At 44.5% G+C, this 6,000-nt stretch carries 4 protein-coding genes; 2 read left to right on the forward strand and 2 right to left on the reverse strand.

Annotated features, from left to right (window positions below; all coding sequences use genetic code 11):
• Positions 1 to 155: 155 nt before the first annotated feature.
• Both CAP50_RS07420 and putP read left to right on the forward strand, forming a co-directional pair.
• Positions 156 to 1,028, forward strand: coding sequence for a LysR family transcriptional regulator (locus CAP50_RS07420; protein WP_075101606.1), 873 nt, complete (start codon positions 156 to 158; stop codon positions 1,026 to 1,028).
• 558 nt (positions 1,029 to 1,586) lie between these two features.
• The gene (gene putP, locus CAP50_RS07425) at positions 1,587 to 3,086 is read left to right on the forward strand and encodes a sodium/proline symporter PutP (RefSeq protein WP_100749556.1); all 1,500 of its coding nucleotides are present in this window, start codon (positions 1,587 to 1,589) and stop codon (positions 3,084 to 3,086) included.
• Between the two features lie 85 nt (positions 3,087 to 3,171).
• On the opposite strand, the gene CAP50_RS07430 is transcribed toward putP, so the two are convergent.
• Together CAP50_RS07430 and CAP50_RS12705 are read right to left on the reverse strand one after the other, a co-directional pair.
• On the reverse strand, positions 3,172 to 4,719 hold the full coding sequence (locus tag CAP50_RS07430) for a porin family protein (RefSeq protein WP_100749557.1): 1,548 nt from the start codon (positions 4,717 to 4,719) through the stop codon (positions 3,172 to 3,174).
• Positions 4,720 to 4,832: 113 nt separating this feature from the next.
• Positions 4,833 to 6,000, reverse strand: a 1,168-nt coding sequence (locus CAP50_RS12705) for a transferrin-binding protein-like solute binding protein (RefSeq protein ID WP_172953080.1), incomplete at its 5' end; no start/stop codon positions are given.

The following is a 6,000-nucleotide window of genomic DNA, read 5'->3' on the forward strand; positions in this document are numbered from 1 at the left end:
GTGACAATACGTCTTGATGTCTTGTGATTATAGCAGGCTAATCCTATAATAATAATTGATGATTTTTACATAGACACAAACTTTTATTTCTAATACATTGTGATTGGATCAGCCAACTTTTATTTATAGCTTACGAAGTAGCTAAGGACATCCGTTTGAACACCACAAATTTGACGACATTCGTTACCGTTATGCACACTGGCAGCATCTCAGGCGCAGCCGAAAAGCTGTTTATCACTCAGCCTGCAGTCAGTAAACGTATCAAAAATTTGGAAGATGAGTTTAACATCACTTTGTTCGATACTGTCGGACGCGGTATCGTACCCACGCAAGCGGCGACAGAAATGCTGCCGCATGCCAAACGCTGGCTTGAAGATTATGAAAACTTCAAGATAAACCTGCAGCACTCCCAGCATATTGTCTCAGGTAAGCTGATTATCGGTACTAGCCATCATATTGGCCTACACCATTTAGCGCCTGTCCTCAAACACTTTATCCAAGCGTATCCTGCCGTCCAGCTAGAAGTGCATTTTGTCGATTCAGAGGCGGCACACAAAGCAGTATTAGACGGCGACTTGTCACTGGCGTTTGTCACTTTGCCACCTGTCTACGACAAGCGGCTAACCTACCATACGCTTTGGTCTGACCCTTTATACTTTATGACAGGCACTTTGTCACCATTGGCTACCAAATCCAATGTGACGCTCGAGCAGTTGGCTCGCTATCCTGCGATTTTACCGTCTGCCAATACCTTTACCAGTCAGATTACGCTGGCTGAGTTTGCCAAGCATAACCTCAAGCCTTATGCGACCATGAGCACCAACCCATTAGAGTCTATTCGTATGCTGGTTTCTGTCGGTCTTGGCTGGTCGGTACTGCCGCAGACCATGATCAGTCAAGACTTGGAGCGTATCGATATGGCGGACAATATCGAGCTACAGCGTTATTTGGGCGTGGTCATCAATCCAAAGCTGACTCAATCTAGCAGTGTGACGGCGCTATTGGATCTACTATCTCCTATCGATTAATAAAGTGATTCATACTATATAACATCAGTCAAGGCGCATAATTCTTGTGCCTTACCACTAGCAGACACGCCATTCGCATTTGTAGTAGTCATACGTTATAATACGCTTGACGTTGTTTTTATAACAAAAATTTACCATATGAACACTGATAGTCATATATTGAACACTTCGAGTAATATATGATAGGTGGCAGTAGGTTTAATGGTTTTAAATGATTGGTTATATTGGCGATTAATATAGGTATATAACTATAGGTATACAACTGGCAAATGCGATAAAGCGAAGCATCGACTTTTTGATTTGCTCCTTATTGACTATACCGTTTGCTATCTATGAGAGGATGATTTGGTCGATAATTGCAGTGTCATGATCTATATACCTTCGCCCTAGAGCAACGCCAATCATATAAAACTAACAGCAGATATTGAATCAAAGCCATTATGTCCTACTTAATGGCTTTTTTTGTCTTTAGATATTGTTTTGGACAACGTCTTGTAATACTTACTCTTTATAGTTAAAAATAATTACCGCCAACGCAGTTGGTTAAGGACAATTTATATGAACGGAGTTTCTAGTGGCGTGCTGATATCGCTCGGCGCCTATTTTTTAGTGATGATTGGGATTGGCGTTTATGCTTACTTTAAGCAGGCCAATGATACAGAAGGCTATATGCTCGGTGGCCGTAATCTCGGCCCAGCAGTAACGGCACTCTCAGCGGGTGCCTCAGATATGTCAGGCTGGCTATTGCTTGGACTACCAGGCGCTATGTATGCCGATGGCGTGGTCAGTGCTTGGATTGCCATCGGTCTGACATTGGGTGCTTTTTTAAACTATATCATCGTGGCACCGCGTCTTCGGGTTTATACCGAAGTTGCTGACAACGCCATCACCCTCCCTGATTACTTCGCCAATCGCTTTGAAGACAAGTCGCATATGCTGCGCGTCATCTCTGCCATCGTTATCATCCTCTTTTTCACGGTGTATACCGCGGCCAGCCTCGTCGGTGGTGGCAAACTGTTTGAAAGCTCATTAAATCTCTCTTATAGCACTGGTCTATGGGTCACCGCTGGTGTGGTCGTCATTTATACCTTGTTTGGTGGTTTCCTTGCCGTGTCGATGACTGACTTTGTACAGGGTGTCATCATGCTGTTTGCCATGGTGATCGTCCCTATCGTTGCCTTGACAGATCTGGGCGGCGTGTCAGCCACGACTAATGCCATCAGAACCATCGATCCTAGTATGCTCGATATTACAAGCGGCATGACAGCACTTGGTATCATCTCGCTACTTGCATGGGGCTTAGGCTATTTTGGTCAACCGCATATTATCGTGCGCTTTATGGCGATTCGCTCAGTGCGAGATGTTCCGACAGCGCGTAACATCGGTATGAGCTGGATGATTATCAGCCTGATCGGTGCTTGTGTGACGGGTATCGCCGGTCGCGCTTACGTACAAAAAACCGCGATGACCCTAGATGATCCTGAGACTATCTTTTTGGTATTCACGCAGTTTTTATTCCATCCATTGGTTTCAGGCTTCTTACTAGCGGCTATTTTGGCCGCTATCATGAGTACCATCTCATCTCAGCTATTGGTGGTATCAAGCTCATTGACAAAAGATGTGTATAAGCTGTTTTTTGATAAAGAAGCACCAGAGGCGCGCCAAGTACTGGTCGGCCGTATTTCTGTGATTGTCGTCGCTGTCGTGGCTATCTTATTAGCGTCAAACCCAGACAGCTCAGTACTGAACCTCGTTTCTAACGCTTGGGCAGGATTTGGCGCGGCATTTGGCCCGCTCGTTATCTTTAGTCTGACATGGCGCGGTATGAACCGTAATGGCGCTGTCGCCGGTATGGTCATCGGTGCCTTGACAGTCATCCTATGGGTCTATGGTCCATTTGAGATGAATGGCGTACCACTAAATAGTTGGTTATACGCCATCGTTCCAGGCTTTATTTTAAGTACCATTGCTATCTTTGCAGTGAGTATCATGACTGGCGGTCCAAGACCTTCGGTATCTGCCAAATATAAAGAGATGGAGCTGAATTTAAATAAATAAGTTCATAAACTATCGAACACTAAAAAACCCTCGCTATCTCGGATAGCGAGGGTTTTATTTGGCTAATACAAAACTGGTAAGATACTTAGAAAGTCTTGGTTAATAGTATCGTTGCTGTCTTCTCATCACGATCATCATAATAACCAAAGTTACTAGAGGTCGTTTCATAGTCAAACACCAGTCTTGGAGTCAGACCAAGCACTGTGATATCGCGCTTCCAGACTTGTAGGCCTAGTGAGGTGGTTTTATCCTCGCGTTTTGTACCCGGCTTACCGCCCACTGCATTATAGTAGCCCAACCATGCACCACTACCAGCTGGATAGGCATCTGCAGGATCTTCGTACTCTTTGATACCATAGCCTGCTGTCGCAAGGGTAGATATACCGTGCTTCCATTCACGCCCCCAACCGACATTGACAGAATTGCGATCGTAGCTGATGATGCTTGATTTGGGGACATCGTTTTGATAATTACCCAATCCACCATAGAAGTACTCTTTGGCATCTTTGATATAAAATGCGTTTAGGCCAAGGAACTGACCATCGGTTTCTCGGTTTTTATTGTCGTCATCCTCAAACGTTTCATTGGACAAAATACCGGTGGCCGTCAATTTCAACTTTGGTTTTACCCAGCGTGAGCCGCTGACCGTGACCCCTTTACGTAGGCTATAATCTTCTTCATCGTAATACCGCTTGGTCACAAACGGTGTGAGTGAGACATCATTTTTGGCATCATCATAACCAATACCAGCAGAAGCGGTCAGCAGATAATCGTTATAATCCGTTTCATCCCAGTAGCCTTTTAGTGAGGCATTTCCGCCTACGGTTGCATAAAAATTCTCGGGTAAATTAAAGCGCTTATTGGCACTGCCAGACACCTGAATACCGTTGGCCGTTTTTTGTTCGATTGAACGCCCCAGACTAGATTGAATAGACTTAGACGGCGCGTCATTGATATTGCTATCTCTGACATAGCTGGCTGAGACGTTAAACTGCCATTTTTCTGAGCTATTTATTTGAGCCAACGAGTTTTGAACTCTCGCCATCACAGGCGCTGGTAAATCAACCGACTGTAGCTTTAAAAACTGCTCTTTTGCGGCGGCATACTGCTTATCTGCTTGCATGGCAATCGCCATATTTAGGCGTACAGGGTGAAAATCTGGATCTGCTGCGAGCATCTCACGGTAAATGGCGATGGCTTGCTTGTTTTTGGCTTCACTGCGATATATTAAGGCGTCAGCGAATTTGATGAGCATGGGATCATTGGTTTTAAGTGCTTTATAATGCGGCAATACTTCTTTTACCGTGACCATATCTTGCGCGGCTAACGCATCATTTAAAAACTTACTAAACGCCGCTGGGTTGGCTTTTAACGCCGCCAAATTGTATGTCGTGGCGGCAGCAAGTTGCTGACGACTTTTGATGGCACGCTGCGCCTCTGTATCAGAAACCGCGGTAGATGGCGCTGTGGGATCTGATACTGCTGTTTGATTTTCACGTTTGAGCAGCTCAGTTGCCTGATCAAGCTCCGGCCCTATGTCTGGTGGCGTATCTTCTGCCATGACGGGGACAGAATAAGCCATCATTAGTGAAACACAGAGCGTAAGAGGTTTGAGCATATATTGATTATTCATGGGTATCCTTACCTAAGTATGATCATTAATCATCCTAAGGGATTTTAAACGTTTAAGCGAGAAAAAAAGCGTCCTAAGACGCTTTTTCGTTTGGGTTGTACAGTCATATTCCTTTATTGCTTTTCAGCGCCAAAGGTTCCTTGAAATTTGGTACCAGTTCCCGCGACAGTTCCTTTACCACCATTAACTTCAGCATCTTGATAAATACCGCCTAGGAATCTACCTTCTTCACCATAGAAGCCACCAGCAGTATCGATACCGTTGACATTTCCAGCGAACGTATTACCATCAATCGTCGCTGAAATACCGATTTCGTTACCCGCTGGCATGTACTTATAGCTACCTGCATCAAACGATAAAGTACCATCTACTGAGCCATTGACGAAGTCAACATCGAATGCGGATCTGCCATTAACTGGTACAGTAGATGCGTTATCATCTAAATGGATATTTTCGATATAAGTCGCTACACCTGTGTACTGAGCGGTACCATCGCCAACGGTCTTGAGGTTATCCATACCATACTGAGAGGTTAGATAGCCTTCGACATAGACATTGGCAGCGCGGGAGACATCGCCAACTAATGAATTGAAGTTGCCATAAACATGACCGACTTGCATCTGTGAGTCGAAGTTTTCGTACACAGAGCTGTAGTTAAAGGTTGGATTTTGTCCACCTTTACCCGCATCTACGGTCACTGAGCCACTATTGGTTAAAGACACGTTGATTGGCTGTAAGACACTCTCGGGTTTAACCATGTCTGCGCGAACAACACCGTTATTGAAGCTATTGAAATTGTTCCCTTCACGGTTATCTACCGGTACATTTGAGCCATTTTCTGTTTTTAACTCGGTCCAACCAGACTTATCATCACGTATCTCTACATAGCCAATAGCATTATCTAACTGCCCTAAACCAAAGGGTAGTGTTTTCTCTTTACTACTTAGGGCGGTAGATTGAAAGCCAGTCATTTTAGACTCTACTGGTGCAGGAGGCGCAGTTATATCAACTTTGGTTGCGCCATAAGTTCCTTTGATATAACCACTATTATCCTCTCTCTCATAAACACCACCTAAATGGCTAGCACCTTTACCATAGAAACCACCTACAGTATTGACGGCAGCTCCTTTCTTGCTAGCAAAAGTATTGTTTGTTATATCTGCAGCAATATCGACTTGCTTATCAGTAAAGGTAAGCTCGCCTTTTAACGATTTGGCTACAAAGTCGACGTCGAATTTCGATTTGCCATCGGCTGATATCTCTCCACCTTCTATATAGCTA

This window comes from Psychrobacter sp. L7 (assembly GCF_002810365.1).
GTDB lineage: Bacteria > Pseudomonadota > Gammaproteobacteria > Pseudomonadales > Moraxellaceae > Psychrobacter > Psychrobacter celer.